Genomic DNA, 26052 nt, shown 5'->3' on the forward strand with positions numbered 1-26052 from the left:
GGTCGCTGACCGGGCGTGGCCGGTCAGCGGATCCGTGGTCCGACGCCGGTGGTGAAGCGGAACTCGAGGACCACCGGGAGGTCGTCGAGGTCTAGTGCCTGCCGCAGCCTGGGCAGGCCGTCGAGGTCGAGTCGTTCGCGGATCGTTGTGGGGTCGCCGTCCTGGGTTACGGAAACCACCAGGGCCAGGGTTGGTTCTTCCCGGGTGCCGGCCAAGGTGGCGCGGGCGGTGTGGACGCCCGGGTACGTGCGTAGTTCGGCTGTGAACGGCGCCACCGCGACGTCGGCCGCGAGTTCGGTGCGGCCGTGGATGGGTTCGGTGTCGAACCGCCATGCCCGTGTCCGTGGCCGGGGCGACAGCTGCGCGAGCATCCAGCGCAGCATGAGGAGACCGAGCACGACGGCTGTCCCGGCGGTGACGTAGAGCGCCCACGTCGGCGGGGCGGCGGTCCCGGTCACGAGCGGGGCCGAGGGGTCGACGACGCGCAGGCGGCCGAAGTGGGTCGCGAGCGCGAAGCCGCCCGCGGCCAGCGAGATCAGCCCGAGCAGGAACAAGGCGACCCGGTTGAGCCGCGCCGGGCGGTTGAGGCTGGTCATGGGTTCCTCCTCGGGGCTCGGACGCGCACGGTCACGGTGGGCCGGCCGGCCGGGCCGATCTGCTCGAGCCGCTGGGTGACCGCCGCGTGGACGGCGTCGGCCAGGCCCTCCGGCCGGCTCCGGGTGGTGTCGACCCGGATCTTCGCCCGTCGCTTGCCGAGCTTGACCCGGGCGCGGGCGACACCGTCGACCCCGGCCGCCGCGGCGCGCAAGGTCGACCGGTAGCCGCCCCGCGCGGCGCCGGCGTCGAAGAGGCCGTTCAGCGGCAGCACGGTGGCCGCGCCGGGAACGACCGCGGCCAGTACCAGCACGAGACCGAGCAGCGCGAGGACCCCGCCGGCCACGGCCGGGAGCACGTCGGTCCAGCGCAAGTCGTGCAGCGTGCCGGCCACCGCGTCGTAGCTGAGCCACGGCCGTTCGCCCAGGAGCATCTGGACCGCGACCACGGTGATCACCACGCAGGCGCCCAGCAGCACCAGCGCGCTGAGGAGAGCCGGAACACTCCGGCGGGGCCGCCGCTTCATTCGATCCTCCTGCCCGTGGTGACGTCGGTGTGCAGGGCGGTGACGGTGAGGTCGACGCGCGTGACGCTGAGGCCGGTCAGCTCCTCCACCCGCTGGACGAGGTGCGCACGCGCCCGTTCCGTGGTGCGGGTGACCGAGGCGGGGTAGGCGATCGAGAGCCGCACGTCGAGGGCGACCGTCGTGTCGGCGACCGAGGCCGTGACCTTGGCCGAGCGCTCCGGATCCTCGCCGCCGAGGCTGACGCCGAGAAGCCGGCCGGCCGCTCCGCCGACGTCGTCCACTTCGCGGACCGCGTGGGCGGCGAGCCGCTGCACCACCTGGTCGGCGATGGTGAGCGTGCCGCGTTCGGGTTCGGTGCTCACCCGCGATCGCGCCCGGTGAGCCGGGACAGGTCGAGTTTGCCGTCGAGGAAACGGCCGGCCAGCAGGCCGATCACGCCCAGCAGGGCGACGGCGGCGAACGCCCCGAACCCGCCGAACGCGACGGCCAAGCCCAGGGCGAGGCCGGTCAGCAGGCCGAGCTGGGTTGAGTTCACGAGACCTTCTCCTTCGGTTCTTCCTCGGTAGCGGGTGGATCGGTGAGGTCCGCGAGCACGACGTGCACGGGCCGCCCGGTGACTCCGGCGGCGGCCCGCACGGCCGTGGCGATGGCGCCGGCCACGACCGGGTACTGCGCGATCACGGCGACGGTCACCTCGTCCTCGCGGACCCGGACGCCGACGACCCGCCGCGGTGGGTCCAGGGTGGCGATTTCGCCGAACCGCCCGCCGTGCAGGCCGGTCACCCCGGGCACGGTCCGCACGGCGGCGGCGATCCGGGCGGCGTCCGGTTCGGTGGTCACTGCACCCGGCCGGCGTCGGTGCTTTCGCCCTCGTCGTCGGAGGGGAGGTGCAGGTCACCGACGTGGATGTTGACCTCGACGACTTCGAGGCCGGTCATCCGCTCGACCGCGGTGATCACGTTGCGGCGCACCGACCGGGACAGGTCGGCGATGGAGACGCCGTACTCGACGACGATCTGCAGGTCGACCGCGGCCTGCTTTTCGCCGACCTCGACCGAGACTCCCTGTCCGGCCGAGGCGGTCGCGCCGGGGATGCGTTCGCGGATCGCGGAGAACGCGCGGGCGGCGCCGCCGCCGAGCGCGTGCACGCCGGAGACTTCCCGGGTGGCCAGGCCGGCGATCTTCTGGACCACGACGTCGGAGATCGACGTCGAACCCTGGGTGGTCACGAGGGCGCTGTCGGCGGCGTCCTTCCGGCCGGCGTCGGGCGAGCTCTGCTGAGCGGGGACCTTGGTGGCGGCGTTCGTCATGCTGACTCCTTCGCGCGGATCACTTGTGTTCGCAGGGGAAGCACCTCGATCCTTCCTCCACGAACGACAGACCCCACGCCGAGAAGATCGTCACGACCCGATCGTGTGAAGCGGGCCACGGTCGTGGCGTGGGGGAGCTACCTGGCCGGGTGAGCACTTCGGGCCGTCGCCCGAGCCGCGAGTGCGACCACTGCCGCGCCTTCACCGGGATGGATCAGCCGTACGGCGATGATGGGGACATCGGTAGCCGGGAGCTGTTCATGGTCCGGACAGGCGTTGCTTCAGCTCGCCAGCACCTGCGGGGAGAGGATCTCGAGCGTGGCGTTCGTCCACTCGAGCTGCCGCAGCGTCCGCGGGGGAGAGCGGGGCGGCAAGTGCCAGCAGGTCGGGGTCCTTGACCGCCTGGGCGCCCTGGGCCACCAGTGCCCAGCCGAGGGAGACCCGCGGCAGCTGTTCGCGACGGCGGCCCGCCACGACCACCTCACCACGGACACCGAACGCGCCGCCGACTTCTGCCTCGACCTGATCACGCGGCGCCGGGACGAGCCGGAAGCCGGAGTCCGGGAACCCGCCGACGACTGGTGCTCCCGCTCTCGCCCCGCCTGTGTCGCGGGCCTGCGCGCCTTCGCCCGGCACCGCGGCGGCCGCCGCGCGGCCGAGTTGTCCGGCCTCGCCGACACCTTGCTCGCCGAAACCGCCCGCCGCTGCATCGACCACGGCGGCGGCTGGCAACGCAGCCCGACCCCGGCCGGTACCGACGCGGCGCTGCTGCTGCCCCCGGTCCGCGGCGCCCTGCCGGCCGAGGATCCCCGCACGATCGCAACACTGCACGCCGTGCGATCGGAACTGTGCGAGGACGGCTCCGTGTACCGCTTCGCGCCCGATGACCGTCCACTTGGCGACGCTGAAGGTGCGTTCCTCCTGTGCGGGTTCGGGATGGCGCTGGTTCGAGCGCAACCGCGCGGCTGCGGTCCGCCGGGGGCTGCTGGCCGAGGAGTACGACGCACGGCAGCGGCAGCTACGGGGCAACTTGCCTCAGGCCTTCGTGCACGCTCTCCTGCTCGAAACCGCGCACCGGCTTGGGGGAGAGCCATGACGCCTGCTTCGTGGCCCGTGGGTGAGGATGTCGGACCGTCCGACGGCCGGAACAGAGGCCGGTGTTAAAGCGGGCCTGCCCCGGACGATTGATCGAACGTGACGCGGTGGGGAAACGAGGTGGCCAGGCAGCCCGCCGTCGGCGTGCTGGTGCTGGGTGGGGTGGCGTTGCTCGCGGGTGGGGTCGGGCTGGCCGGATGGGTCGACTGGCCGGCCGTGGGCCGCTGGGCGCGTCCACACGCACCGTCGTTCGCTCTGTTCGCCGTCGGTGCGGGCCTTTCGCTCGTCGGCGGCAAATGCTGCGTCGTGACCGAAAGCCCGGCGATCGCGGCCCGGGCATCCGCACCTTCGGCATGAGCTGGTGGGTGGTCACCGGTGCCGCGGTAGTGGTGGTCGTCGTGGCGTGGGCCGCTACCGGCTGGCTCCTCGACGAGGCTGCTGCGGCGAAGGACCCAGGCGCCGCGCGGGTCGAGGCGATCAAGACCGGCCTCGGCATCGGTGCCGGTACCACGGGGATCTTCGCTCTCCTGCTGGCGGTGCGACGGCAATGGCACAACGAGTACGACGCGGTCGAGAAGAACCTCACCGAGCTCTACACCAAGGCCGCCGACCAGCTCGGCTCCGCCGAGGCCTCCGTGCGCTTGGCCGCCCTGTACGCGTTGGAACGGCTGGCCCAGAACAACGTCCGCCAGCGCGTACCTGCGCATGCCCGACGACTCCCCGGAAGACGATCGGGGGGCTGAAATCCGGCTGGCTGCTCAGCGCATCCTGGCCTAACACCTCCTTCCCGACAGCGGAGTCTTCTGGGACGGCATCGACCTCGACCTCACGAACGCGAACCTGGTCGATTTCAACCTGGGTAACTGCCGAGTGCGCAACGGTCGCTTCGCCGGCGCGACCTTCGTCGGCGACGCCGCATTCGGTGGTGCGACCTTCACCGGAGACGCCCGCTTCGGCGGTGCGACCTTCACCGGGAACGCTCGTTTCGGCATGACGACCTTCGCAGGCACGGCCCAGTTCGGCGCCGCCGGCTTCCTGGGAGAAGCCCGGTTCGGTGCGGCGAAATTCATGCGGGCGGCCACGTTCGGCGCGGCTAAATTCGCCGGGAATGCCCAGTTCTTTAATGCGCTGTTCGCTGAGAACGCGCAGTTCGTCGGTGTCGTCTTCTCGGGCGATGCCTACTTCAAGAATGTGGCATTCGCGGGGAACGCCGGTTTCGCTGTCGTCACGTTCACTCGCCGGTCCGTGTTCCGAACGACCAGGTTCGGTGGCGAGGCGAGGTTCCACAACAGCACCTTCGGGAAGGACGTCGCGTTCACCGGTACGGATTTCGTCGGCGACGCTCGGTTCGGAAAGGTGACGTTCAACGGATGCGCTACCTTCGAGGAAGTTTCGATCGGACCGGTTTCACGGCCCATGCGAGTTTTGGTGGCGCGACGTTCGCCGGTGAAGCCCGGTTCGGCAGTGCGGCGTTCGGTCGTGGCGCCGGCTTCGGCAGCACGACGTTCGCCGGCGGCGTCGGGTTCGAACGGGCGAGCTTCGCGGGCCGACCGGAGTTCGGCGACGCGACCTTCGTGGGTGACGTCCGGTTCAGTGGTGCGGTGTTCACCGACGGCGTCTTGCTGGACGGTGCGACTTTCGACGGCGAGACCGGTTTCGAGGGTGCGACGCTCGGTGGGGTTCTGGCGTTCGAACCGTGGAGCAGGCGGCGGCCGAGGCGGAGTGGTGGTGGCGACAGGTCATGAGCGCGCTCACCGGCGAGCCGGCCGCACCCACGGCGGACTCCGCGGTGTGGATCTGCTCGACCCGGGCTCTTGTCGACCTGCCGGCGACGTTCACCCGAGATGTTCTTCGGCACCTGGGTCCCCGACGACGGCCCGGCCGCCGCCGCCCCGCGGCGGCGCCGGCTCGTGGCCGAGTGCGGGCCGGCACGACAACGCGGTCGCGTGCAGGAGGTCCTCGGCGCCGAGGTCACCGTCAGCGGCCGCCGCTTCGAGCAGCGCCGTGAGCGTGGGACCCAGCCGCTCCACGAAGGAGCCGGTCGGCCCTTCGAACGCCGGATCGCCCGAGTGGGGCCCGGCGGGTTCAGCTCACCGCGAGGCCGGCGATCGACGGTGTCGTCGGCTGCAGCGATCCGGTGGCGGGTTCGATGGTCACCGCCACACCGTCGGTGCCGGCCGGGAGGGCTGCCTCGACGGAGCCGTCGGGGTCCACCAGGCCCGCCGACCTCGGGGCGCCCGGCCCGGTCAGCCACACCTCGTAGGCGTGGCCGGCATCCAGGCTCGGCAGCGCTCGCGCGGCGACGAGGACCTTGCCCAGCTGCCGGGAGGCGGTGGCCGAGACGGAGCCGCCGCCGACCGCGGTCGTGCGCACAGTGGTCGCGTCGGGCGCGGACGTCACCGCGCCGCCGTCGGCCACCGGTGCCGGACGGTCCGAGACCGACTGGTCCAGCCCGATGCCGATCCCGCCGGCGAGCACCGCCGCGGCCGCGGCGACGGAGGCCAGCCCGATCACGGCCCGCCTGCGCCACGGGGTGCGCCGTGCCGGCACCGCCGGCTCGGCGACGCGGGGCGGAAGCTGCCGCGTCTGGGAGACCTCGGCGAGCACGTTCCGGCGGAAGCTCTCATCCGGGCCGGCGGCGGCCGCGGTGCCCAGCAGGGCGGCGGTCTCCCGGAAACCGGCGACCTCCTCGGCGCAGACCGGGCATTCGCCGAGGTGCCGGGTGAACGCGGCACGTTCGAGGTCGTCGACAGCGTCGAGGGTGTAGGCGCCGGCGAGGATGTGGGCGTCGGCGGTGGTCATCGGTGCACTCCCAGAGCGTCGCGCAAGCGGACGAGTCCGTCCCGCAAACGGGTTTTCACGGTGCCGACCGCGACACCGAGTCTTTCGGAAACCTCCCGGCAGGTGTAACCCTGGAAGTAGGCGAGCAGGATCGACTCCCGCTGGAGCTCGGTCAGCGCCGCCAACGCGGCACGGACCTGCACCCGGTCGAACCGATCCAGCGTCGACTCGGTGACGTCGTCGTAGGGGCGGCGCAGGTCCAGCCGCTCGGCCCGGTCTTCCCGGTCGGCCGCGGACTGCTCGGACCGGACCCGGTCGATCGCGCGCCGGTGCGCGATGGTCAGCGCCCAGGTCCGCACCCGCCCGCGGGCGGCGTCGAACGACGTCGCCTTGCGCCAGATCTCGAGCAGGACCTCCTGGGTCACTTCCTCCGCGTGCGCCCGTGAGCGCAGCACCTGGAGCACGACGCCGAAGACCGGTCCGGCCAGCTGGTCGTAGAGGGCGGCGAAGGCCTGCTCGTCCCCGAGCGCCGTGCGGGCGAGCAGCAGCTCCGGCGTGCTCTGCGGTTCCGCCACCGTGGTGGGTCCGCTGCGGAGCGCGACTGCGCGGGCGGTCATGGCACCTGCTCCTTCCCGGCGGGCGCCGAGTCGCGCGCCGCGGTCGGCGGCGCCTCGGGAGGAGTTCGTCCCGGCCGCCCGCGCGGATGGGTGCGGGTGCGGAGAAACCCGCACCGCCACCCACCCGGAGGAGTGGTCGGCGGCTGTCCACAGTGGATCGGGCAAGCCGTGCTGCCGGGCGGTCCGAACGAGAGGTGGACTCGATGAGGGGAAAGCGATGGCAGGCTCGACTGTGGTCTCGTGCGGGCACTACCAGCCGGGCCGGGTGGTGACGAACGACGAACTGGCGGACCGGCTCGGAACGTCGGATGCGTGGATCCGCGAGCGGGTGGGGGTGCGCAGCCGCCGGGTCGCGGCCCCCGGCGAGTCGGTCGCCGACATGGCGACGGCCGCGGCGGACGCCGCCCTGCGGCGGTCCGGTCACCGCGCCGCCGACGTCGACCTCGTGCTCGTCGCCACGTGCACCGCGTTCGAGCGGATGCCCGCCATCGCCTGCCGGGTCGCCGAGCGGCTGGGGATCAGCGCACCGGGTGCGTTCGACCTGAACGCGGCGTGTTCGGGGTTCTCCTACGCGCTGGCCGCGGCCGACCACGCCATCCGGGCCGGCGCCGCGACCCGGGCGATCGTGGTCGGGGCCGACAAGATGAGCGACTTCCTCGACTGGACCGACCGCTCGACGTGCGTGATCTTCGGTGACGCCGCGGCCGCTGCCGTCGTCGAGCGGGCTCCGGCCGGGATCGGACCGGTGGTGTGGGGATCGGACCCGGCGAAGGGCCGCTTCATCACGCTCGAGTCCGGCGGGCCCGGCGCCTTGCCGGCGGTGTTCCGGCAGGAGGGCCAGGCGGTGTTCCGCTGGGCCACCACCGCGCTCGCCCCGATCGCCCGAGAGGCTTGTCACCGCGCCGGCGTCGACCCGGGCGCGCTGGGCGGTGTCGTGACCCACCAGGCCAACGTCCGCATCATCGAAGCGCTGGCCCGCAAGATCGGCGCGACCGGCGCGGTGATCGCCGCGGACGTGGCGGAGTCCGGCAACACTCGGCCGCGAGCATTCCGCTGGCGTTGTCGAAGCTCGTCGCGCGGCGGGAGATCGCGGCGGGGTCGCCGGTGCTGCTGTTCGGGTTCGGCGCCGGGTTGACCTACGCCGGTCAGGTCATCAGCTGCCCGGGAAATTCCGGCTTGTCACCCGACCAGGTGTGACGGAACCGGCGAGACCAATACTTCGACCGGGCTGCGTCGAAACACTGACATGACCGCCACCGAGCTCGACATCCCAGAAGCGCCGGAAGCACCGCCGCGTGCCCGGCTGCGATTCTTCGCGGCCGCTTTCACGGGCGTCCTGGCACTGGCCGCCGCGTTGGCGGCCGGGCACCTGGTGGCGGGGTTCATCAGCGTCAACGCTTCCCCCTACCTCGCGGTGGGCAACGGCGCGATCGACCTGACACCGGTCGAGCTGAAGGACTTCGCGGTCCGCACGTTCGGGACCTACGACAAGCTGGTGCTGCTGGGCAGCATGGCGCTGGTCATGCTGGGCGTCGCCGCGCTCGCGGGTGTCCTTTCGCGACGGTCACCCGTTCCCGGCACCGTGCTGATCGCCCTGTTCGGGCTGGTCGGCGGGTTCGCCGTGTTCGAGCGCCCGGACCTGACCGCGGTCGCGCTGCTGGCACCGGCCGCGAGCCTGGTCGTGGGCATCGTCGTGTTCCTCCTGCTGCACCGGATCGCCCCGCGTGTCTGGCGGGAACCGGACTCGGACGAGAAGGCCGGGACTTCGCGGCGGTCCTTCCTGCTCGGCGGTGCCGGCGTGGCCGTCGGCGCGGGGGCATTGGGCTTCGGCGGCCAGCTGATCAGCTCGTCGCGCGACGCCACCGCGTCGCGGGAGGCGGTCGGCAAGCTCGTGCCGGCCCGGACCGCGCCGATGATCCCGGCGGACGCGGACTTCGCCAAGCTCGGCACGCCGCCGTTCCTGACGCCGAACGACAAGTTCTACCGCGTGGACACCGCGTTGTCGGTGCCGCAGCTGCGCACCGAAGACTGGAGCCTGCGCCTGCACGGCATGGTCGACCGCGAAATCCGTTACAGCTACAACGACATCCGCAGCCGGCCACTGGTCGAGCGCACGGTCACGATGACGTGCGTGTCCAACGAGGTCGGCGGCGACTACGTGTCGACGTCGAACTTCATCGGCGTCGACCTGGCCGACCTGCTCGCCGAAGCCGGCGTGAAATCCGGTGCCGAGCAGCTGTTCTGCACCAGTGTCGACGGCTGGACGTCCGGGACGCCGGTCGCCGCGGCGCAGGACCGCGGGCGGGGCGCGATGCTGGCGATCGGGATGAACGGCGAGCCGCTGCCGCTGGAGCACGGGTTCCCGGCGCGGCTGGTCACCCCGGGGTTGTACGGGTACGTGTCGGCGACGAAGTGGGTCGTGGACATCGAGGTCACCACGTGGGCCGCGCGGCAAGCCTATTGGCTCAAGCGCAGCTGGGCCCGCGAGGCGCCGATCAAGACCGAGTCGCGCATCGACTCCCACCGCGGCTTCGCCAACGTCCCAAAGGGAAAGGTCCGGGTCGCCGGGGTCGCGTGGGCGCAGCACACCGGGATCGAGAAGGTCGAAGTCCGCATCGACCAGGGCCCGTGGCAGGCGACCACGCTGTCGCAGGAGGTCAACCCGAACACCTGGCGGATGTGGTGGACCGAGGTCGACATCCCGTCCGGGGTGCACCAGGTCTTCTGCCGCGCCACCGACAAGTCCGGCTACACCCAGACCGACCAGCGCGCGGGCACCGTGCCCGACGGCGCGACAGGGTGGCACAACGTCACCTTCACCGCAGCCTGAGATTTTTCCCGATCGACCAATCCGATTCCCGCCGGGTCCCGAATACCCAGTAACAAAGGCGGTTGCCGAAATCATCGCCTCAGCCGCGTAACCAATTGGAGTGAATTCTCGTGCGTAACCTTCGCATCGCCGGTATCGGCCTGACCGCGGCCGCCGCGCTGACCCTCACCGCCTGCGGCAGCAGCGACACCGCTTCGTCGGGCAGCTCCAGCGCGCCGGCCCCGTCCTCCTCGGTGGCCGCCCCGTCGTCCAGCGCCGCCGCGGGTGGCGATGGCATGACGACCAACGCCGACGTGTTCGGTCCCGCGTGCAGCCAGCTGCCGCAGGGTTCCGCCCCGGGTTCGCTGGACTCGATGGGCCCGCAGCCGGTCGCCTCGGCCGCCTCGACCAACCCGCTGCTGACCAAGCTGGTGGCCGCGGTCAAGGCCACCAACCTGGTGGACACGCTCAACAGTGCGCCGGCGATCACGGTGTTCGCGCCGGCGGACCCGGCGTTCGCGGCGCTGGGCGACGCGAAGTTCGCCGAGCTGGCGGGCAAGCCGGCCGAGCTGTCGCCGATCCTGCAGTACCACGTCGTGGGCAAGCGCTACGACGCCAAGGGGCTCGCGTCGGCGGGTTCGCTGGACTCGCTCAACGCCGCCGGCGGCCCGCTGAAGATCGAGGGTTCGGGCGAGAACATGACCGTCAACGGCGCGAAGATCCTGTGCGGCAACATCCCCACGAAGAACGCCACGGTCTTCGTGATCGACAAGGTGCTGACCCCCGGCACCAACAAGTAACACCGGCTCGGCCGCCGACGGGCGGCCGGTACCGGACGGCCGCCCCGGGCTCCCCGAACCTCCTGGAGCCCGGGGCGGTCGTCTTCCGCTGTCCCGGTCCGGACAGCGAGCACAGCTCGGCGGCGGGAAGCAGGGGATCCGCCGCCGGGGACGCCGAAGCTGCGGCGTCCGCCGATCGCCGCCACCGCCGGATCACTCCCAGGCCGTGGCGGCGATCGGCCCTCGGCAGGGCGGGATGAACCACCGTGACGATCATCCCTTCCGCACCGCGATCCGCTGCTGCGCCGGTGGACGCACGGGCCGCCGGCTGGGACTCCGCGACACGGTTCAGTTCCGCGGTGGTGGCCGATGCCGACGACTCCACACCCTGCGGCCCACGGTGGTGAAGGCCGGGACCGCCGGCGCGGCCGGGGCCGGAATGTCCGAAGCCGACGTCGGCCGGCCCGCGGAGCCGGGCGGGCGAGGGCAGTCGTCCAGCGTTCTGGACGACCTGGTGGTCGCGCGCTTCAACGACGTGCCGCTGGCCGAGCGCTTCCTGGGCGAGGCCGTCGAACGCGACCTCGCGGCGGTGCTCGTCGATCCGGTGATGAGCAACGCCGGTGTCGAGGCACCCGAGCCGGAGTTCCTGTCCACGCTGCGAAACCTGTGCGACCGCCACGGCGTCGTCCTCGTCTTCGACGAGGTGATCGCCGGCTTCCGGATCGCACGCGGCGGCGCGGCCGAGAAGTACGGCGTGCGCCCCGACCTGTCCGTTTTCGGGAAGGCGATGGCCGGCGGATTCACCCAGAGCGCCGTCGTCGGCCGGGCGGACCTGGTCGACCAGGTGACGGACGGCGTCGTCCACGCGGGAACGTTCAACGCCAACCCGATCGCGCTCGCCGCCGTCGAGGCGACGATGCGCGTCCTCGCGGATCCGGCGGTTTACGAAGCGCTCGAGGAGACCTCGTCCGAGTTCGAAGCTCTCGTCGGCGGCGCGCTCGGTTCGGTTCCGGGCTGCGGCGGCTTCACCCGGGTCGGCTCGCTCCTCCAGTACGTCCCCGCGGGCGGGGCCACCGGCCTGCACGGCACCGGCGGTTTCTGGACGGTGCTCCTGGAAGGGATGCTGCGCCAGGGCTTCCTGTTCATGCCCTCCGGCAAGTTCTTCCTCAGTACCGCGCACACCACTTCGGACATCGAGGCGACAGCCGAGGCGCTCGGCAAGCTGTTGCCGCCGGGAACCGGGTGCTCCCGCTAGCGCCGGAGCTGCGCCGCGACGTCCCGCAGGCACCGCAAGAGCAGGGTGCCGTACTTCGGGTCCGGTTCGCCCAGGCGGGCTGAGTGAGGTGCAGGCCGCCGCAGCGCGGGAGACCGAGCCGAACTCGGCCACCGCGCGAAAGTGGTCGAGCTGACGCAACTCGAGCATGAGGCGATGCCATGCCTCGGAGGCATGGCATCGGCCGATGACGGGCATTTGTCGAATACCCGCGGGACCTGACTCCTCGGGCTCGGTGTCCACGGCCACACGGTTCGCGCCGATCGCCGTCAAGAGCCGGGAGAGCGTCCGCACCCGGTGACTACCGCTTGACCGACCGGGCTTCGCGGCGGGCGAGGACGTCGTCGAGCCGGGAGCCGGCTTCGGCGCAGTTGGCGCGGACGACGTCCAGGAACGCCGCGAGCACCGGGGAGTCGTCGGCCGCGCGGAAGGACAGCTGCAGGTCCGGGAGGCGGACCTGCGGGGCGATGTCGCAGAACCAGACGTCCTTGCGGGCGATCAGCCGCATCCGGGCCGGGCCGAGGCCGACGCCGACGTCGCACGCCGCCAGGCCGATGATCGTGTGGACGTCCCGGGACACCGTGGCCGCGTCCAGCGTGGCCGCGCCGGCGCCGAACAGGTCGCGCAGGCGTGCGGCCACGGCGGGTTCCTGCGCGGGCGCCGACATGATCAGGCGCTCGGCCGCGAGCTGCTCGAGCCGGATCTCCGCGCGGCCGGCGAAGGGGTGGGCGGTGCCGACGACGGCGACCAGGTGGTCGGCGCCGATGGGGACGGTGACCAGGCCGTCCACGCGCGCGCCGCGCGGGGTGCCGCGGCCGACCGCGACGTCGAGTTCGCCGGCGACCAGGGCGGCCGTCCCCTCCGCGCTGTTCATCTCCCGCAGGTCGAGCCGGACGTCCGGCCGGGCCTTGCGGAACCGGCCCAGCACGCCGGGCAGCGGGTCGAGCAGGGCCGAGCCGATGAAGCCCATGCGCAGCTGTCCCGTCTCGCCGCGGGCCGCGCGGCCGGCTTCGACCGCTGCGGCGGTCATCTCGCCCAGCGCCCGCCGGGCGCGGGCCAGGAACGCGGTGCCGGCCGCGGTCGGGAACACCCCGCGGGGCGTGCGGTCGAAGAGCCGCTCGCCGACCTCGCGTTCGACGGCCGCGATCTGGGTGGACAGCGGCGGCTGGGCGATGCCGAGGGACTCGGCCGCGCGGCCGAAGTGCTGGTGCTCGGCCAGCGCGAGGGCGTAGCGGAGGTGACGGGACTCCATATTTTCAGGATATCGCGCGAGGGTGATTCAGCTATGAAACTGGATAGCGCACTCGTCGGACGGTGGGGTGGGTTCCATGACCGAAACCACCGCTTTCGTCCTCGTTCACGGTGCCTGGCACGCCTCACTGCACTGGGCCGCCACCCAGCGGGCACTGGCCGCGCAAGGCACCGTCGGCGTCGCCGTGGACCTCCCCGGGCACGGCGTGACCGCGCCGCTGCCGTCCGGGTACCTCCGGCCCGGGCAGCCCGGGCTGGCGACCGAGCCCTCCGCGCTCGCCGGGCTGACCACCGAGGTGCTCGTCGACGCCCTGATCGCCGACCTCGCCGAGGTGCGCCGCCGGTTCTCCCGCGTGGTCCTCGTCGCGCACAGCGCGGGCGGCGGCCCGGCCTCGGCCGCGGTCGAGCGGCACGCCGACCTGGTCGACCACGTCGTCTACCTGTCGGCGTTCGTGCCCGCCGGACGGCCGCGCTTCGGCGACTACGTGACGGACCCGGTGAACGCCGGCGCGGCCCACGCACCCCGGACCGGCGACCCCGACGTCCTCGGCGCCTTCCGGATCAACCCGCTCTCGCCCGACCCCGCCGAGGTCGAGGCGATCCGGCTGGCGTTCCTGACCGACTGGCACGCGGACAAGCCGGGCTGGCGCCTGACGCTGCACCCCGACGAACCGATGGCGTCGCTCGCCGGCGCGTACCCGGTGACCGCCGGACGGTGGGGCCGGGTGCCGCGCAGCTACATCCGGCTGACCGACGACCTGGCGCTGCCGCCGGCCACCCAGGACCTGATGATCGCCGAAGCGGACCGCCTGACCCCGGAGCACCCGTTCGCGGTGCACTCCCTGCCCGGCGGGCACTCGCCGTTCCTGACCCGCCCCGGCGAGCTCGCCGAGCTCCTCGGCCGGATCGCGAAGCAGGCATGAGGCCCGCCGCGCAAGCCGTGCTGTTGTCGGGGACGTTCGTCCAGCTGATGAGCGTCACCGTGATGCAGCTCGCCGTCCCGCGCATCCGCCACGACCTCGCGGCCGGTTCGGGCGCGGGCCAGCTCGCGCTGGTCGGCTACACGCTGACCTACGCCTGCGCGCTGATCACCGCGGCCCGGCTCGGCGACCGGTTCGGCTACCGGCGGGTGTTCGTCACCGGCACGGCCGTGTTCACGCTGGCGTCGCTGGCCGCGGCCGCCGCGCCGGACGTCGGGACGCTCGTGGCCGCCCGGCTGGTGCAGGGCGCCGGCAGCGGCCTGGTCGCGCCGCAGATCCTGTCGCTGATCCAGACCGCGGTGCCCGCGGACCGGCGGGCCGGGGTCCTGGGCCGTTACGGGGCGACGATGGCCGTGGCGTCGCTGGCCGGGCCGCTGTGCTGCGGCGTCCTGCTGCACTTCGACCCGTTCGGGCTGGGCTGGCGGCTGGCACTGGCCCTGCCGGTGCCGGTGGGGGTCGTGTCGCTGGCCCTGGTCCGGATCGTGCCCGGCGGGCGCGGCCCGGCGGACGCGAGCCGGGTGGATCCGGTCGGCGCCGCGTTGTCGCTGACCGGGCTGGTCCTGCTCGTGCTGCCGTTGACGCTCGGCCAGGACGCGGGCTGGCCGGCCTGGACGTGGGCGAGCCTCGCCGTCGGGCTGGGCCTGCTCGCCGCCTTCGCCGCGGCACAACGCCGAGTGCGCGACCCCTTGGTGCGGCCGGAAGCGCTGAGCGCGTCGAGGACCCGGTGGGGCATCGGCGCGGTGTTCCTCTTCAACGCCGGGATCCCGTCGTTCAGCCTGCTGCTTTCCTTGCACCTGCAGGGCGCGCTGCACCGCGACCCGCTGGTGACCGCGTTGACCGTCGCGCCGTACGCGGTCGGCGCCCTGCTGGGCAGCGCGGTCGCCGAAGCCGCGGCACGCCGCTTCGGCGCCGCGGCGCTCGCCGCCGCGTCCGCCGGCCTGGCCGCGGTGTCGCTGCTGGTCATTCCGGTGCTGGCCGGGCCGGCGCCGGTCCTGTGGGCGGTGCTCGGGGGCGGCGGCTTCGCGTTCGGCGTTTTCACGGCATCGGCGTTTTCCCTGGTCCTGAACCGGGTTCCGGTGTCCGTGGCCAGTTCCGTGTCGGGGTTGCTGCCCACCGCGCAGCAACTCGGCGGCACACTCGGCGTCGCCCTGGCGGGGGTCGCCTACACCGCCGGGGCCCTGGACGCGGCGATGGGGTACGAGGCTGTGGTGTTCCTGCTCGCGGCCGCGGCCACGGCCCGCTTGCGGAAGCCCGCCACGGAAAGTCCTGACGGTGTGTCGTGGCAAAGTTCGCTCTCCCGGCCGAAGAACTGCTGAGCACCACCCGCGAACTCGGGCACCGGCCGGGAAAGCAAGTGCGGCCGGTGTGCGAGGAGCCGGCGGGTTGACGTGGTTGGCGCCGGGCACCACGTAGAAGCGGGCGAACCGGTCGGTGGCCTGGTGGCCGACGGTCTGCCGGACGCGGGCGAAGTACTCGGCGGTGGAGCGGGGGCTGACCAGCTCGTCGGCTGCTCCGTGCAGGATCAGCAGCTTCCCCCCGTTACCGTTTTCGTAGTTCCTGATCAAGGAGCTGTGGTCACCAGGTCCGGCATGACTAACGCCCCCAGTCGCTTCCATGATCCGGGGGGTGGTGTCACCGGGCCTGGTGGCATCGAGGGACCGCTGAATAGGGACACGGCCACCAGAAGGTAGGTCTCGTCGCAGGCGTGGGTGCCGGCCATCGATGCCAGACCGGTGACCACCCGCGGCGAACGAACGGCATGGTGGATGAGCAGCACTTTCAGCGTGTTCCTCGGCCTGGACGTCGGCAAAGACGCCCATCACGCCGTCGGGCTCGACCCGGCCGGCAAACGGCTGCATGACGGGCCGCTGCCCAACACCGAACCGAAGCTGCGAGCCCTGTTCGACAAGCTCGCCCAGCAGGGACCGCTGCTGGTTGTGGTCGATCAGCCGGCCACGATCGGGGCGTTGCCGGTCGCGGTCGCCCGCGCGGCCGGTCACCAGGTGGCCTATCTGCCAGGTCTGGCGATGCGCCGCATCGCCGACCTCTACCCGGGCCGGGCGAAGACCGACGCGCGGGACGCGTTCATCATCGCCGACGCGGCCCGCTCGCTGCCGCACACGCTGCGCCCGGTCGACGTCGGTGACGACGCGCTGGCCGAGCTGGAGGTACTGGTCGGGTTCGACGACGACCTGGCCGGCGAGGCCACCCGCATCGCCAACCGGATCCGCGGTCTGCTCACCGGCATCCACCCCGCCCTCGAACACGCGATCGGCCCGCGGATCTCGCATCCGGCGGTGCTGGAGATCCTCTCCCGCTGCGGCGGCCCGGCCGGCATCGCCCAGGCCGGCCGCCGCAAACTGACCGCGATCGCGAAGGTCCATGCGCCTCGCATGGGTGAGCGGCTGGTCGAGGCGATCATGACCGCGCTCGGCGAGCAGACCGTCACCGTCCCGGGCACCGCCGCTGCCGACACTGTCTTGCCGCGGCTGGCGGACAGCTTGAAAACCGTGCTGCAGCAACGCAAACAGGTTGCTGAGCAGGTTGAGGGGATACTTGATGCGCACCCTCTTGCCGGGGTCCTGACCTCGATGCCCGGCATCGGCGTCAGGACCGCAGCCCGCATCCTCCTCGAGGTCGGCGACGCCACGAACTTCGCCAGCTCGGGGCACCTGGCCGCCTACGCCGGCATCGCCCCGGTCACCCGCAGCTCCGGAACATCGATCAAGGGCGAACATCCGGCCCGGACCGGCAACCGCCAGCTCAAACGGGCGTTCTTCCTCGCCGCCTTCGCCTCGTTGTCCGACCCGACCAGCCGGGCCTACTACGACCGCAAACGGGCCGAGGGCAAGAAGCACAACGCCGCCCTCATCTGCCTGGCCCGCCGACGCTGCGATGTCCTCTACGCCATGCTCCGCAACGGCACCCACTACCGACACCCCGAACCCACCCCAGCCCCAGCTGCGGCTTGACAACCCCATAGGGACACCCCCCGGCCCGGGCGAAGGGCCGCAGGTCGGGATCGTCGACGTCCTGCAGCGCCGAGAGCTCGCTGATCCGCGGCGTCCACGTACCCGGGCGGCGGGGGTCGAGGGTGAGGGAGTCCCGGGGGAATGGTGACCATCCGATTGAGGTGGCTCACAACGCCACCGACTCGCACGCCCGGGTGGCCGCTGGCGAAGATTCGCCCACTTGCCGAGGTGCTCCGGCTCGAAAGCGCCGGCGTGCGGATCGCGGTGCGCCCGGGCAGGGTCAGGTCCTCGCCCACGCCGATCTCGTCCCCGTACCGCAGCACGGGGGCTGCCCGGCACGGTGAGCAGCAAGCTGTAGGCCGGTTCCAGCCGCCGGTCGCTGTCCAGCACGCCGGCCGGCCCCTGGGCCGGCCCGGGCGTCGGGCCTGGTCGAGCCCGAAGTCGTAGAGCTTCGTCGCGCGGTACCACCGATCCACGGTGCGGCGGCTACCCGTGGGCCGCGCGGCGCGCCGGGGGACAGCGCCCGCACGCCCGGGCCTTCGGTGCCCGGCGGGTGGCAACGCCGAAAGAGGCGGTCGTTTGCCGGTGGCCGGGCCGGGAACCCGGAGAGCTCATTTCGGGGAAACCGAGGAAAGGCTCGAGGATGACCGCCCAGCGTGCGCCGGAGGCCCTCGTCGTGGGCCTGCTGACCGATGACGGGTTACCGGGGCAGCTCGCCGGGAGGATCGCGGACGGCCTGCCCGCCCGCCTGGCCCGTGACCTCGGCGAGGAGACGACCTGGCGTGTCGAGCACGAGACGCAGTCCCTTCCCTTGAACGACGAGGGCGACATCCCGATGCTGGATCTGGCGCAGGAGCGCCGAGCCGCGCACGGCTGGGACCTGCTGGTGCTCATCACCGACCTCCCCCGGCGAGCCGGGACAGTGCCGATCGCGTCGGATTACAACGCCGACCACGGCGTGGCGATGGTGTCGCTGCCCGCGCTCGGTGCTCTGCGGCTGCGTGGCCGGGTGTCCCGGCTGGTCGTCCACCTGGTCCGGCACTTGGTGGCGCACCGGTCGGCGAAGGAGGCCGATCCGCCGCGGGGGATGCTTGACCGGCTGCGGGAGCTGGTGGCGCCGACGCGGCACATCCGCGGCCGCGGTGCCGCTGACGAGCACTTGGCGCTGGTGGGTGTGCGTGGCCGGCTGCGGCTGCTGGCCGGGATGATCCGGGACAACCGCCCGTGGCGGCTGGTGCCCAATCTTGCCGGGGCCGCTGCGGCGGCGGCGGCGACGGCCGCGTACGGGATCATCACGACGTCGTTCTGGAAGCTGGCTGAGGCGTTGCCCGGGTTGCGGCTGGCTGGGATCACGGTGCTGGCGATCGTGGTGATGGCGGGTTGGCTGATGGTGCACAACCGGTTGTGGGATTCGCCGTCCGGGCACCTGGATCGGCGGAAAGCTTTGTTGTACAACGCTTCCACGGTGTTGACGTTGTCGATCGGGGTGGCGTGCATGTACGTCATCCTGTTCGTGCTGGCGTTGGTGGCGTCGGTCGTGCTGGTCGAGGGCACTTATTTCGGGGAGGTTCTCGGTCACCCGGCGGGGCCGGTGTCGTACTTGAAGTTGGTGTGGTTGGCGACGTCGGTGGGGATTGTTGCGGGGGCGGTGGGTTCGAGTGTCGAAGATGAGGAACGGGTCCGTCGGGCGACGTACAGCCGGCGTGAGCGGGAGCGGCAGCAGCGCAACCGCGAGCGCGCTGAAGCCGAAACCGGCGGGGACTGAGCGCGCGCCGGTCAGGGTTTGAGGAGGACCTCCGGGTGCGGCCGCCGGCCGGCGCGGAGCACGGCTTCCGCTGAGCGCTTTTATCGCCTATCGTCGATCGACGATGGAAGGAGCCGGCCGTGCTGGACCGGGAGACCGCCAAGACCTACGCCGAGTGGTTCCGGACGCTCGCCGATCCGACCCGGGTGCAGATCCTCAACCTGCTCGCCGAGACCGGCGCGCCGATGGCGGTGGGGGAGGTCGTCGAGCAGGTCAGCGTCGGGCAGTCCACCGTCTCGGCGCACCTCAAGGTCCTGGCCGATACCGGGTTCGTGCTGGTCGAGCCGCGGGGGACCGCTCGGCTCTACCGGGTCAACGAGGAGTGCGTGTCCTGCTTCCCGAGTGCTGCGGACGTCGTCATGGGGCGCGGGGTCCGGTCGTTCGCCGGGACCGTCGACGAGGAGGCCCGATGAACCCCGATCGCGACGCCGTCCATGAGCGCTACGCCACCGCCGCCCGGCTGGCCTTGGCCGGGGAGGGGACCGGCCTGCTGGCCGGCGCGGGGGACACCGACCGGCTCGGCGCTGTTCATTACGCCGGTGCGGAGCTTCCGGCCGAGATGACCGCCACCAGCCTCGGCTGCGGCAACCCGCTCGCCGTCGCCGAGCTGAAGCCCGGGGAGACCGTGCTCGACCTCGGCTCCGGCGGCGGGCTGGACGTCCTGCTCTCCGCTCGCCGCGTCGGGCCGGAAGGCCGGGCGATCGGCTTGGACATGACCGACGAGATGCTCACTCTCGCCCGTCGGCACGCCGAGCAGGCCGGGGTGACCAACGCCGAGTTCCTCACGGGCACCATCGAGCGGATCCCGCTGCCGGACGCCTCGGTCGACGTCGTCATCTCCAACTGCGTCATCGCCCTGTCGCCGGACAAGCCCGCGGTGTTCGGCGAGATCGCCCGCGTTCTGCGGCCCGGTGGCAGGCTCGGCATCACCGACATCCTGGCCGACGACAGCCTCACCGACGCCGAACGCGCGGCCCGCGCCGGCGCGGTCGAGTGCCTCGGCGGCGCGCTCACCGCCGACCGCTACCGGGAACTCCTGCGCGACGCCGGGCTCGGCGGTGTCGACGTCCGGCTCACCCACGAGACCGGCGACAAGCTCCACTCCGCGATCATCCGCGCCACCAGGCCGGTCGAGGTCGTCGCGATGACGGCCGAGCACGCGGACCGGGTGCTGGCGATCTACCAGGCCGGGCTGGACACCGGTCAGGCCGGCTTCGAGACCACCGCTCCCTCCTGGGAAGCATGGGACGCCGCCCACCTCCCGGAGCACCGGCTGGTCGCGCTCGACTCGGGCAGCCGAGTTGTCGGCTGGGCCGCGGTCTCGGCCGTGTCCTCGCGGTGCGTGTACGCCGGGGTCGTCGAGCACAGCGTCTACGTCGACCCGGAGGCGCGGGGCCGCGGTGTCGGGCAGGCACTGCTGGCCGCGCTGGTCACCTCGACCGAGAACGCCGGGGTCTGGACGATCCAGAGCGGCGTGTTCCCCGAGAACACCGCCAGCCGCGGACTGCACCGCCGGGCCGGGTTCCGGGAGATCGGGGTCCGCGAACGCGTCGGCCGGCAGCACGGCGTGTGGCGGGATGTGGTCATGATCGAGCGCCGCAGCTCGCGGGTCGGCGGCTGAGCGGAGCCGGTGCGCCCCTCGATCGCGCACCGGCTCCGGGCCTTCAGCTGCAGCAGCCCGCCGGCTTGGCGGTCGCGCCGGTCCCGGCGTCGGGCGTGCAGCACGTCGCCGGGGTGACCAGGGCGGCGCTGTCGGTGCCGAACGTCGTCGAGTCGCCCTTCACCGTGTAGACCTCCCACGGCTCCTTGCCGGGTCCGTGGACCCACACCTTGTCCTGCACCGCGTAGCAGCACGTGGTGTCGTCCTCGGTGAGCGTCTCGAGGCCTTCGCCGGTCAGCCGCCGGGTGGCCGCGTCGACCTGGCCGGTCGACTCGACCTCGACGCCGAGGTGGTCCATCACCGTCTCCTGGCCCGGTTCGCCCTCCAGGAGCACCAGCTTCAGCGCGGGCTCCTCGATCGCGAAGTTCGCGTAGCCCGGCCGGAGCTTCGCCGGCTCCGCCCCGAACAGCTTGGAGTAGAAGTCGATCGATCCGGCCAAGTCGCCGACCCGTAGGGCCAGTTGTACCCGCGACATCTCCGCCACCTCCTTGAATAGACATTTGTCTAACCAGACGCTACTTAGATTGCCGTCTATATGCGAGTCTGTCAATATAGAGCGATGCCGAAGCAACTGCCGCTCGTCGCGATGGACGCCTGCTGCGCGCCCCTGGACCGGGAACCGCTGACGCAGGACCAGGCGCTCGAGCTGTCGCACCTGTTCAAGGCGATGGCCGACCCGGTGCGGCTGCGGCTGCTCTCGCTGATCGCGTCCCACGCCGGTGGCGAAGCGTGCGTGTGCGACCTCACTGAAGCGTTCGACCTGACCGGTCCGACCATCTCCCACCACCTGAAGGTGCTGCGCGAGTCCGGGCTGATCACCGGGGACCGGCGCGGCACGTGGATCTACTACCGCGTGCACCCCGAGGTGCTGGCGCGGTTGTCGACGGTGCTCACCACCACGGGCGAAACGGTTACCGCGTGACGACGCTCGAAGCACCGCCGCGTCTGTCCACTCTGGACAAGTTCCTGCCGGTCTGGATCGCGGCCGCGATGGTCGCCGGGCTCTTGGCCGGGCGCTGGGTTCCCGGCCTCGACACCGCGCTGTCCGCGGTGCAGGTCGACGGCATCTCGCTGCCGATCGCCCTCGGGCTGCTGGTGATGATGTACCCGGTGCTGGCGAAGGTCCGCTACGACCGGCTCGGCACGGTCACCCGCGACCGGCGGCTGCTGTGGCCCTCGCTGGTGCTGAACTGGCTCGTCGGCCCGGCGCTGATGTTCGCCCTCGCCTGGCTGCTACTGCCGGACCTGCCCGAGTACCGGACCGGCCTGATCATCGTCGGTCTCGCGCGCTGCATCGCCATGGTGATCATCTGGAACGACCTCGCCTGCGGCGACCGGGAAGCCGCCGCGGTGCTGGTCGCGCTGAACTCGGTGTTCCAGGTCATCGCGTTCGGCCTGCTGGGGTGGTTCTACCTGTCGGTTCTGCCTGGCTGGCTCGGCCTCCCGCAAGCCGACCTCGCGGTGTCCGGGTGGCAGATCGCCAAGAGCGTGCTGATTTTTCTTGGCATCCCGCTGGTCGCCGGCTACCTCAGCCGCCGCGTCGGCGAACGTGCCAAAGGTCGTGACTGGTACGAGAGCACCTTCCTGCCGAAGGTCGGGCCGGTCGCGCTGTACGGGCTGCTGTTCACCATCGTCATCCTTTTCGCCTTGCAGGGCGAGCAGATCACCAGCCGTCCGCTCGACGTCGCGCGCATCGCCGTTCCGCTGCTGGTCTACTTCGGACTGATGTGGGCCGGGTCCTACGCGCTGGGCAAGGCCGTGGGACTGACCTACGAGCGGACCACCACGCTGGCGTTCACCGCCGCGGGCAACAACTTCGAACTCGCCATCGCCGTGGCCATCGCGACCTTCGGGGCCGCGAGCGGGCAGGCGCTCGCCGGGGTCGTCGGCCCGCTGATCGAAGTTCCCGTGCTCGTCGCCCTCGTGTACGTCTCCCTCGCGCTGCGGCGCCGCATCGCAAGGAGCAGCCGGCCTGGCGGTGGCGTCGGTGTGCGGCGTCGTCTTCGCCACGACGCTGCCTGTCCCACCCGTCGAAGGGGAGTACACCGTGACCGGCAAGCCTGAAGTCCTGTTCGTCTGCGTGCACAACGCCGGTCGCTCCCAGATGGCCGCCGCGCTGCTGGCCCACCACGCCGACGGTGCGGTCGACGTCCGCTCGGCCGGCTCCGCGCCCGCCGAGAGCATCAACCCGGCCGTGCGCGACGCGATGGCCGAGCTCGGGCTCGACCTCTCCCAGGAGGTGCCGAAGAAGCTGACGACCGACGCGGTCGAGGCCGCCGACGTCGTGATCACGATGGGCTGCGGTGACGCGTGCCCGATCTTCCCCGGCAAGCGCTACTTGGACTGGCAGCTCGAGGACCCTGCGGGCCAGGGCGTCGAGGCGGTCCGGCCGATCCGGGACGAGATCGATCGGCGGGTGCGACAGCTGCTCGCCGAGCTCCGCGCTTGCTGATGACCGCCGGGTCGGTGGTCGGTGTGGTGGTGCTCGCCGCCGCGCGCACGCAGCCGGCCGTGCGGCGGGTCAGCTCGGTGCAGAAGGCGTGGCCGGACATCGCCCTGGGGTAGCGGGCGTGACGATGACGAGCACGACGATGGCGACGACGAGCGCCATCGTCGGCAGCAGGAGGGCGAGGTCACCGCGAAAGGCCCAGCGCGGGTTCGATCGCGTCTCCGGTTTGCACCCGGCCGGATCTTTACGCGTGGAGTGCCGGGAAGTCTGGTCGGCCCTCCGCCCGGAGTGGGCGGAGGTGGCGACTCGAGGACGGATTCTCCATGGCGCTCGTGCTGGCGTTCGGCGTCGTCCTGCCGGTCACCGCGCTCGCCGACATCGCGCTCTTCACGGTGTTGTTCACCGACGGCCAGCGAGCCAACGGCCGGGCGTTGCGGGAAGGCTGGCAGCTTTCGGGCCGGGCGCTGGGCCTGGGCATGCCGCTGACGATGGTCGGGATCGCGGTCCCGGCGCACTTCCTGGTCGGGCTGGACTGGCCGACGGCCCTGCTGCTCGGCGCGATCCTCTCGCCGACGGACCCGGCGATCGTCGGCCGCGACGACGTGCCGCTGCGGCTGCGGCGGCTGCTCAACGTCGAGTCCGGTCTCAACGACGGGCTCGCGTTGCCGTTCGTGCTGATCTTCCTGGCCACGGCCACGGCCGCGCACGCCGACTCCGACCTGGGAAAGGACCCGGGCCACTCGGAGGCCCTCTGGTGGTCGCTGGCGCTGGGCGCCGACTTCGGCGGCAACATGACGGCGATCGGCGCCAGCGCCAACGTGGTGCTGCTGGGGATCGCGGCCCGTTCGGGCAGCCCGATCTCGTTCTGGGAGTTCACCCGCAAGGGCGCCCAGGTCACGCTGCTGACCGTGCTGATCGCCGCGCCCTACCTCTGGTTGCGCTACTTCGTGCTCGGCTGAGCGGCAATCGTCAGGTCCACCGCGCGGTTCGTGCGGGACAGTGAGGTCCGGCGCCGGCGGCCGAGGCGGCCGTCGTGAGCGAGGGACGTGTCATGGTTTCGGGGCGCAAACTGTTGGCGTAGGCAGCGGCGATGCCGGGGAACGGCGGAGGGGGCATGGCCACTTGCGGTGTCGAACGGCACTTCTGGATCGGTCCGGGGAGGGTGCGCTGACGCCGAGCCTGCCCGGCTCGCCGGCCTTCGTGGCGCCGAGGATCCCGAAGATCTCGCCGCGTTCGCGATGAACGAGACGTCGTCGACCGCGGCTTCGTCCCCGTACCGCTTGCGGAGGTGCTCGACCTCGATGACCGGCATGGCGCCCCTTGGGGGTGGCGGTGCGAGGTTGAGCGCGATGTCCTTCGTGGACAGTGGGGTCGTACCCGGGCGCGACCAGCCCTCAGGTTCCGCGCAGGTGGTCTCGAGTGCGTACTGCGCGTCCTCGGCGGTGACGAGACCGGCGGTATCGGCTTCGAGAAGCTCGGCGGAGTCCGTGGACACTGGCCCGGCGGCGGCCTGGCGCCAGCCGTCGGTGATGGTCTTCTCGACCGTGTGCGGCGAGTTACTTCGCCGGCGAAGCGGCCGGCGCCCGGCGGCGTCCTCGTGGTGGCCGGGCCGCGGGCACGATGTCGGAGAGAAGGGACGTCACGGTGTCGGTGATGGTCGTCAGGTCCGTGTCGTCGTCGCTTTCCAGCCACTTGCGGTAGGCCGTACCGAAGATCTGGCTTCCCGTACTGGCTGCCAGCTCCGCGGTGTCGGGATCGACCCCGCGCTCGCCCAGTGCCCGGCGGAACCCCTCGGCCATCTGGTGCCGCTTGATCAGATCGCGTTCCAGCAACCCGGGGTTCGACGCGATGAGCCGGCTCCGCCGGCGCAGGAGGTCTCGTGAGCCGAGTTGTTCCCAGTCGTACCCGGCCAGGGTCCGGACCACGGTCCGGAGTGGCTGTTCGAGGTCGGGCGTCCGCAGGAGTTCCTGGACGAGCGCCGCGTTGAGCAGGTCCGCGTCGGCGAAGAGGATTTCTTCCTTGTCGGGGAAGTAGCGGAAGAACGTCCGGGTGGTGACGCGGGCGCGGTCCGCGATCTGGACCGCCGTGGTGGCCTCGAAGCCTTGTTCCTCGAACAGCTCCATGGCGGACTGCTTCATCCGCTCTTCGCTGCCTTCTTCCCACCGGGGCATGGCACCAGGATACCCGCGTCGATGACGCGGCGGGACATCAGTGCTACGGTGATGTCACGTCGAGACATCAGGCCCGGCGAAGCACTCTCGAAAGGGAAAACATGCCTCCGAACCCCGGCACGGCACAGACGTTCATGGTGGTCGGAACCCTCCGGGACGACACCGACCTCGCGGAATTCGCCGCGCTGAGAGAGGACGAGCACCAGCAGCTGGAAGTGTTGCGCTCGCAGGGAAAGGTCGGCGCCCACTACGTTTCCCCGGCGCGGCGGGCGACGTTCGTCGAGATCGTGGCCGCCGATCAGGAACAAGTGGCGGAGACCCTGGCCACCTTGCCCTTCGCCCGGTTCTTCGATGCCGACGTCTACCCGCTCGCACCCGCGGACGCCCGCTGAGAGGACGCGATCGTGAAGGAAGAGAAGAACGCCGTCTCCCCGCATGGCGTGCCGTTCATGGCCGGGAGGGACACCGCGCCGGCGTACTGGGCGTTCGGCGTCCTCTGGGTCGTGCTGGCGGCCTCGGAACAGACCGGGGGAGCGTTCTCGGTGATGGAGCAGTGGATGCCGGCGGAGGGCGGGCCGCCGCCTCACGTGCACCCGATCGACGAGTGGTTCAACGTGCTCGAAGGCTCCATCGAATTCCGGGTCGGGGACCAGCCGCCGATGCGCGCGACGGCGGGTGACTCGGTGTGGATTCCGCGCGGAACGGTGCACGGTTTCACCACCCGGAGCGCCGCGCACGTGCTCAACGGCTACACGCCGGGCGGCTTCGAGCAGGTCATCATGGGGTTGGGCACTCCCGCGGAGCGGCGTGAACTGCCGCCGCCCGACCTCGGCTTCGACCCGCGCTCCGCGGCGCAGCTGATGGACAACTTCTGGTCGGCGAGCGCCGACACGGCCTGGGCCGCGAAGTGGACCCACTGAGCACGGCCGCACTTCCAGTCCCGCGGCGCCTCTCGATCGGGTGACTCTCCGACGGTAGCCG

General features: G+C 71.8%; 32 protein-coding genes and 3 pseudogenes. 21 read left to right on the top strand and 14 right to left on the bottom strand.

Translation table 11 applies throughout. The features are described 5' to 3' along the window. Nucleotides 1–23: 23 nt before the first annotated feature. From ACLJQM_RS11875 to ACLJQM_RS11905, 7 genes are all read right to left on the bottom strand, one after another. Complete coding sequence (locus ACLJQM_RS11875) at nt 24–596, bottom strand: alkaline shock response membrane anchor protein AmaP (protein ID WP_410631215.1); 573 nt, start codon at nt 594–596, stop codon at nt 24–26. Next, nucleotides 593–1120, bottom strand: coding sequence for a DUF6286 domain-containing protein (locus ACLJQM_RS11880; protein WP_410631216.1), 528 nt, complete (start codon nt 1118–1120; stop codon nt 593–595). The genes ACLJQM_RS11875 and ACLJQM_RS11880 overlap by 4 nt, the downstream gene beginning before the upstream one ends. Continuing rightward, nucleotides 1117–1482 (bottom strand): Asp23/Gls24 family envelope stress response protein, encoded by a 366-nt coding sequence (locus ACLJQM_RS11885; protein ID WP_360778161.1) that lies wholly within the window; start codon nt 1480–1482, stop codon nt 1117–1119. Before ACLJQM_RS11885 ends, ACLJQM_RS11880 begins: the two co-directional genes overlap by 4 nt. Continuing rightward, entirely contained in the window at nt 1479–1655 is a 177-nt protein-coding gene (locus tag ACLJQM_RS11890; protein ID WP_360778159.1) for a hypothetical protein, read from the bottom strand. Before ACLJQM_RS11890 ends, ACLJQM_RS11885 begins: the two co-directional genes overlap by 4 nt. Then, nucleotides 1652–1960, bottom strand: coding sequence for a hypothetical protein (locus ACLJQM_RS11895; protein ID WP_360778157.1), 309 nt, complete (start codon nt 1958–1960; stop codon nt 1652–1654). The genes ACLJQM_RS11890 and ACLJQM_RS11895 overlap by 4 nt, the downstream gene beginning before the upstream one ends. Then, nucleotides 1957–2430 carry an Asp23/Gls24 family envelope stress response protein gene (locus ACLJQM_RS11900; protein WP_410631217.1) on the bottom strand — a complete coding sequence of 158 codons (474 nt, stop codon included), beginning with the start codon at nt 2428–2430 and terminating at the stop codon, nt 1957–1959. Before ACLJQM_RS11900 ends, ACLJQM_RS11895 begins: the two co-directional genes overlap by 4 nt. A gap of 258 nt (nt 2431–2688) precedes the next feature. Next, the gene (locus ACLJQM_RS11905) at nt 2689–3387 is read right to left on the bottom strand and encodes a hypothetical protein (protein ID WP_410631382.1); all 699 of its coding nucleotides are present in this window, start codon (nt 3385–3387) and stop codon (nt 2689–2691) included. Between ACLJQM_RS11905 and ACLJQM_RS11910 the strand changes: the two genes are divergently transcribed. From ACLJQM_RS11910 to ACLJQM_RS11930, 5 genes and pseudogenes are all read left to right on the top strand, one after another. Next, complete coding sequence (locus ACLJQM_RS11910; RefSeq protein ID WP_360778151.1) at nt 3314–3526, top strand: glycoside hydrolase family 15 protein; 213 nt, start codon at nt 3314–3316, stop codon at nt 3524–3526. The two genes, ACLJQM_RS11905 and ACLJQM_RS11910, sit on opposite strands and share 74 nt — an antisense overlap. Before the next feature lie 119 nt (nt 3527–3645). Further along, entirely contained in the window at nt 3646–3882 is a 237-nt protein-coding gene (locus ACLJQM_RS11915) for a hypothetical protein (RefSeq protein ID WP_410631218.1), read from the top strand. Then, nucleotides 3879–4268 carry a hypothetical protein gene (locus ACLJQM_RS11920; protein ID WP_410631219.1) on the top strand — a complete coding sequence of 130 codons (390 nt, stop codon included), beginning with the start codon at nt 3879–3881 and terminating at the stop codon, nt 4266–4268. Before ACLJQM_RS11915 ends, ACLJQM_RS11920 begins: the two co-directional genes overlap by 4 nt. A gap of 112 nt (nt 4269–4380) precedes the next feature. Next, nucleotides 4381–4905, top strand: a pseudogene (locus tag ACLJQM_RS11925) (pentapeptide repeat-containing protein); the annotation flags it as partial. After that, nucleotides 4896–5270, top strand: coding sequence for a pentapeptide repeat-containing protein (locus tag ACLJQM_RS11930; protein WP_410631220.1), 375 nt, complete (start codon nt 4896–4898; stop codon nt 5268–5270). The pseudogene ACLJQM_RS11925 and the gene ACLJQM_RS11930, both read left to right, overlap by 10 nt. A gap of 90 nt (nt 5271–5360) precedes the next feature. On the opposite strand, the gene ACLJQM_RS11935 is transcribed toward ACLJQM_RS11930, so the two are convergent. From ACLJQM_RS11935 to sigK, 3 genes are read right to left on the bottom strand one after another with little or no spacing between them, the layout of a single operon-like run. Continuing rightward, on the bottom strand, nt 5361–5555 hold the full coding sequence (locus ACLJQM_RS11935) for a hypothetical protein (protein WP_410631221.1): 195 nt from the start codon (nt 5553–5555) through the stop codon (nt 5361–5363). A gap of 55 nt (nt 5556–5610) precedes the next feature. Beyond that, complete coding sequence (locus ACLJQM_RS11940) at nt 5611–6327, bottom strand: anti-sigma factor domain-containing protein (RefSeq protein ID WP_410631222.1); 717 nt, start codon at nt 6325–6327, stop codon at nt 5611–5613. Beyond that, nucleotides 6324–6923, bottom strand: a complete 600-nt coding sequence (gene sigK, locus ACLJQM_RS11945) for an ECF RNA polymerase sigma factor SigK (RefSeq protein ID WP_410631223.1) — start codon at nt 6921–6923, stop codon at nt 6324–6326. Before sigK ends, ACLJQM_RS11940 begins: the two co-directional genes overlap by 4 nt. Nucleotides 6924–7140: 217 nt before the next feature. Here sigK and ACLJQM_RS11950 point away from each other — a divergent pair. The 4 genes and pseudogenes from ACLJQM_RS11950 (at nt 7141) to ACLJQM_RS11965 (ending at nt 11766) form a co-directional block, all read left to right on the top strand. Continuing rightward, nucleotides 7141–8120: pseudogene (locus ACLJQM_RS11950) on the top strand (beta-ketoacyl-ACP synthase III). 49 nt (nt 8121–8169) lie between these two features. After that, nucleotides 8170–9753: a molybdopterin-dependent oxidoreductase gene (locus ACLJQM_RS11955; RefSeq protein WP_410631224.1), complete on the top strand. Its 1584-nt coding sequence runs from the start codon at nt 8170–8172 to the stop codon at nt 9751–9753. 110 nt (nt 9754–9863) lie between these two features. Continuing rightward, a complete protein-coding gene (locus tag ACLJQM_RS11960; protein WP_410631225.1) occupies nt 9864–10532 on the top strand; it encodes a fasciclin domain-containing protein in 669 nt (222 codons plus the stop codon). Nucleotides 10533–10914: 382 nt separating this feature from the next. Further along, nucleotides 10915–11766, top strand: a complete 852-nt coding sequence (locus ACLJQM_RS11965) for an aminotransferase class III-fold pyridoxal phosphate-dependent enzyme (RefSeq protein WP_410631226.1) — start codon at nt 10915–10917, stop codon at nt 11764–11766. A gap of 319 nt (nt 11767–12085) precedes the next feature. On the opposite strand, the gene ACLJQM_RS11970 is transcribed toward ACLJQM_RS11965, so the two are convergent. Then, a complete protein-coding gene (locus ACLJQM_RS11970; protein WP_410631227.1) occupies nt 12086–13036 on the bottom strand; it encodes a LysR family transcriptional regulator in 951 nt (316 codons plus the stop codon). 76 nt (nt 13037–13112) lie between these two features. Between ACLJQM_RS11970 and ACLJQM_RS11975 the strand changes: the two genes are divergently transcribed. Continuing rightward, nucleotides 13113–13958, top strand: coding sequence for an alpha/beta fold hydrolase (locus tag ACLJQM_RS11975; RefSeq protein ID WP_410631228.1), 846 nt, complete (start codon nt 13113–13115; stop codon nt 13956–13958). Next, nucleotides 13955–15331 (top strand): MFS transporter, encoded by a 1377-nt coding sequence (locus ACLJQM_RS11980; RefSeq protein ID WP_410631229.1) that lies wholly within the window; start codon nt 13955–13957, stop codon nt 15329–15331. The genes ACLJQM_RS11975 and ACLJQM_RS11980 overlap by 4 nt, the downstream gene beginning before the upstream one ends. A gap of 78 nt (nt 15332–15409) precedes the next feature. On the opposite strand, the pseudogene ACLJQM_RS11985 reads toward ACLJQM_RS11980, so the two are convergent. Next, nucleotides 15410–15874: pseudogene (locus ACLJQM_RS11985) on the bottom strand (tannase/feruloyl esterase family alpha/beta hydrolase); the annotation flags it as partial. Here ACLJQM_RS11985 and ACLJQM_RS11990 point away from each other — a divergent pair. From ACLJQM_RS11990 to ACLJQM_RS12005, 4 genes are all read left to right on the top strand, one after another. Next, a complete protein-coding gene (locus ACLJQM_RS11990) occupies nt 15782–16987 on the top strand; it encodes an IS110 family transposase (protein ID WP_410631230.1) in 1206 nt (401 codons plus the stop codon). The pseudogene ACLJQM_RS11985 and the gene ACLJQM_RS11990 sit on opposite strands and share 93 nt — an antisense overlap. Before the next feature lie 643 nt (nt 16988–17630). Continuing rightward, the gene (locus tag ACLJQM_RS11995; RefSeq protein WP_410631231.1) at nt 17631–18752 is read left to right on the top strand and encodes a hypothetical protein; all 1122 of its coding nucleotides are present in this window, start codon (nt 17631–17633) and stop codon (nt 18750–18752) included. 119 nt (nt 18753–18871) lie between these two features. Further along, nucleotides 18872–19204: an ArsR/SmtB family transcription factor gene (locus ACLJQM_RS12000; RefSeq protein ID WP_360783569.1), complete on the top strand. Its 333-nt coding sequence runs from the start codon at nt 18872–18874 to the stop codon at nt 19202–19204. Next, the gene (locus tag ACLJQM_RS12005) at nt 19201–20412 is read left to right on the top strand and encodes a GNAT family N-acetyltransferase (protein WP_410631232.1); all 1212 of its coding nucleotides are present in this window, start codon (nt 19201–19203) and stop codon (nt 20410–20412) included. Before ACLJQM_RS12000 ends, ACLJQM_RS12005 begins: the two co-directional genes overlap by 4 nt. 43 nt (nt 20413–20455) lie before the next feature. Here ACLJQM_RS12005 and ACLJQM_RS12010 read toward each other — a convergent pair whose 3' ends face one another. Continuing rightward, nucleotides 20456–20926: an ArsI/CadI family heavy metal resistance metalloenzyme gene (locus ACLJQM_RS12010; RefSeq protein WP_410631233.1), complete on the bottom strand. Its 471-nt coding sequence runs from the start codon at nt 20924–20926 to the stop codon at nt 20456–20458. Between the two features lie 84 nt (nt 20927–21010). Here ACLJQM_RS12010 and ACLJQM_RS12015 point away from each other — a divergent pair, with 84 nt between their 5' ends. From ACLJQM_RS12015 to ACLJQM_RS12030, 4 genes are all read left to right on the top strand, one after another. Continuing rightward, on the top strand, nt 21011–21373 hold the full coding sequence (locus ACLJQM_RS12015) for a metalloregulator ArsR/SmtB family transcription factor (RefSeq protein WP_410631234.1): 363 nt from the start codon (nt 21011–21013) through the stop codon (nt 21371–21373). After that, the gene (gene arsB, locus ACLJQM_RS12020; protein ID WP_410631235.1) at nt 21370–22515 is read left to right on the top strand and encodes an ACR3 family arsenite efflux transporter; all 1146 of its coding nucleotides are present in this window, start codon (nt 21370–21372) and stop codon (nt 22513–22515) included. The genes ACLJQM_RS12015 and arsB overlap by 4 nt, the downstream gene beginning before the upstream one ends. Continuing rightward, nucleotides 22499–22903: an arsenate reductase ArsC gene (locus tag ACLJQM_RS12025; RefSeq protein ID WP_410631236.1), complete on the top strand. Its 405-nt coding sequence runs from the start codon at nt 22499–22501 to the stop codon at nt 22901–22903. The genes arsB and ACLJQM_RS12025 overlap by 17 nt, the downstream gene beginning before the upstream one ends. A 320-nt stretch (nt 22904–23223) precedes the next feature. Then, nucleotides 23224–23859, top strand: coding sequence for a cation:proton antiporter (locus tag ACLJQM_RS12030; protein WP_410631237.1), 636 nt, complete (start codon nt 23224–23226; stop codon nt 23857–23859). Between the two features lie 597 nt (nt 23860–24456). Here ACLJQM_RS12030 and ACLJQM_RS12035 read toward each other — a convergent pair. Continuing rightward, complete coding sequence (locus ACLJQM_RS12035) at nt 24457–25071, bottom strand: TetR family transcriptional regulator (RefSeq protein ID WP_410631238.1); 615 nt, start codon at nt 25069–25071, stop codon at nt 24457–24459. A 101-nt stretch (nt 25072–25172) separates the two neighbouring features. On the opposite strand from ACLJQM_RS12035, the gene ACLJQM_RS12040 reads away from it, so the two are divergent. Beyond that, nucleotides 25173–25463 carry a muconolactone Delta-isomerase family protein gene (locus tag ACLJQM_RS12040; protein ID WP_410631239.1) on the top strand — a complete coding sequence of 97 codons (291 nt, stop codon included), beginning with the start codon at nt 25173–25175 and terminating at the stop codon, nt 25461–25463. 12 nt (nt 25464–25475) lie between these two features. Further along, nucleotides 25476–25991, top strand: a complete 516-nt coding sequence (locus ACLJQM_RS12045) for a cupin domain-containing protein (protein ID WP_410631240.1) — start codon at nt 25476–25478, stop codon at nt 25989–25991. The last annotated feature ends 61 nt before the right edge of the window (nt 25992–26052 follow it).

Origin of the sequence: Amycolatopsis sp. cmx-4-83 (assembly GCF_046548815.1) — a bacterium.
GTDB classification, from domain to species: Bacteria; Actinomycetota; Actinomycetes; order Mycobacteriales; family Pseudonocardiaceae; genus Amycolatopsis; species Amycolatopsis pretoriensis_A.

Coding starts and splice junctions, on each gene's coding strand:
- ACLJQM_RS11875 (WP_410631215.1), bottom strand. CDS start 596: ATGACCAGCCTCAACCGCCCGGCGCGGCTCAACCGGGTCGCCTTGTTC.
- ACLJQM_RS11880 (WP_410631216.1), bottom strand. CDS start 1,120: ATGAAGCGGCGGCCCCGCCGGAGTGTTCCGGCTCTCCTCAGCGCGCTG.
- ACLJQM_RS11900 (WP_410631217.1), bottom strand. CDS start 2,430: ATGACGAACGCCGCCACCAAGGTCCCCGCTCAGCAGAGCTCGCCCGAC.
- ACLJQM_RS11910 (WP_360778151.1), top strand. CDS start 3,314: ATGACCGTCCACTTGGCGACGCTGAAGGTGCGTTCCTCCTGTGCGGGT.
- ACLJQM_RS11920 (WP_410631219.1), top strand. CDS start 3,879: ATGAGCTGGTGGGTGGTCACCGGTGCCGCGGTAGTGGTGGTCGTCGTG.
- ACLJQM_RS11930 (WP_410631220.1), top strand. CDS start 4,896: ATGCGCTACCTTCGAGGAAGTTTCGATCGGACCGGTTTCACGGCCCAT.
- ACLJQM_RS11940 (WP_410631222.1), bottom strand. CDS start 6,327: ATGACCACCGCCGACGCCCACATCCTCGCCGGCGCCTACACCCTCGAC.
- sigK (WP_410631223.1), bottom strand. CDS start 6,923: ATGACCGCCCGCGCAGTCGCGCTCCGCAGCGGACCCACCACGGTGGCG.
- ACLJQM_RS11955 (WP_410631224.1), top strand. CDS start 8,170: ATGACCGCCACCGAGCTCGACATCCCAGAAGCGCCGGAAGCACCGCCG.
- ACLJQM_RS11970 (WP_410631227.1), bottom strand. CDS start 13,036: ATGGAGTCCCGTCACCTCCGCTACGCCCTCGCGCTGGCCGAGCACCAG.
- ACLJQM_RS11975 (WP_410631228.1), top strand. CDS start 13,113: ATGACCGAAACCACCGCTTTCGTCCTCGTTCACGGTGCCTGGCACGCC.
- ACLJQM_RS11980 (WP_410631229.1), top strand. CDS start 13,955: ATGAGGCCCGCCGCGCAAGCCGTGCTGTTGTCGGGGACGTTCGTCCAG.
- ACLJQM_RS11990 (WP_410631230.1), top strand. CDS start 15,782: ATGAGCAGCACTTTCAGCGTGTTCCTCGGCCTGGACGTCGGCAAAGAC.
- ACLJQM_RS11995 (WP_410631231.1), top strand. CDS start 17,631: ATGACCGCCCAGCGTGCGCCGGAGGCCCTCGTCGTGGGCCTGCTGACC.
- ACLJQM_RS12005 (WP_410631232.1), top strand. CDS start 19,201: ATGAACCCCGATCGCGACGCCGTCCATGAGCGCTACGCCACCGCCGCC.
- ACLJQM_RS12010 (WP_410631233.1), bottom strand. CDS start 20,926: ATGTCGCGGGTACAACTGGCCCTACGGGTCGGCGACTTGGCCGGATCG.
- ACLJQM_RS12015 (WP_410631234.1), top strand. CDS start 21,011: ATGCCGAAGCAACTGCCGCTCGTCGCGATGGACGCCTGCTGCGCGCCC.
- ACLJQM_RS12030 (WP_410631237.1), top strand. CDS start 23,224: ATGGCGCTCGTGCTGGCGTTCGGCGTCGTCCTGCCGGTCACCGCGCTC.
- ACLJQM_RS12035 (WP_410631238.1), bottom strand. CDS start 25,071: ATGCCCCGGTGGGAAGAAGGCAGCGAAGAGCGGATGAAGCAGTCCGCC.
- ACLJQM_RS12040 (WP_410631239.1), top strand. CDS start 25,173: ATGCCTCCGAACCCCGGCACGGCACAGACGTTCATGGTGGTCGGAACC.